1 pseudogene is annotated in these 494 nt (G+C 75.5%); it reads right to left on the bottom strand.

Annotation, left to right across the window (positions count from 1 at the left end):
• Nucleotides 1–494, bottom strand: a pseudogene (locus ACFYXB_RS18815) (hypothetical protein); the annotation flags it as partial.

Here is a 494-nt window from a genome sequence, read left to right on the forward strand (position 1 = left end):
GTCGATGCCGTTGGTGCCGTTGAGTCCCTGCGGGCCGGTGGGGCCGGTGGCGCCGTCCGTGCCGTCGATGCCGTTGGTGCCGTTGGTGCCGTTGAGTCCCTGCGGGCCGGTGGGGCCGGTGGCGCCGTCCGTGCCGTCGATGCCGTTGGTGCCGTTGATGCCGTTGAGTCCCTGCGGGCCGATGGGCCCGGTCGGGCCGAGGCCACCGGTGGCGCCGGTGGCGCCGAAGCCGTCGGCGCCTTCGATACCTTGCGGGCCGGTCGGGCCGGTGGCGCCGTCGACGCCGTTGGTGCCGTTGAGCCCCTGCGGGCCGGTCACGCCGGTCGGGCCGGTAAGGCCGTCGATGCCGTTGGTGCCGTTGAGTCCCTGCGGGCCGGTCGCGCCGGTCGGGCCGGTAAGGCCGTCGATGCCGTTGGTGCCGTTGATGCCGTTGAGTCCCTGCGGGCCGATGGGCCCGGTCGGGCCGAGGCCACCGGTGGCGCCGGTGGCGCCGA

Source organism: Streptomyces sp. NPDC002619 (assembly GCF_042889305.1).
Classification (GTDB): Bacteria; Actinomycetota; Actinomycetes; order Streptomycetales; family Streptomycetaceae; genus Streptomyces.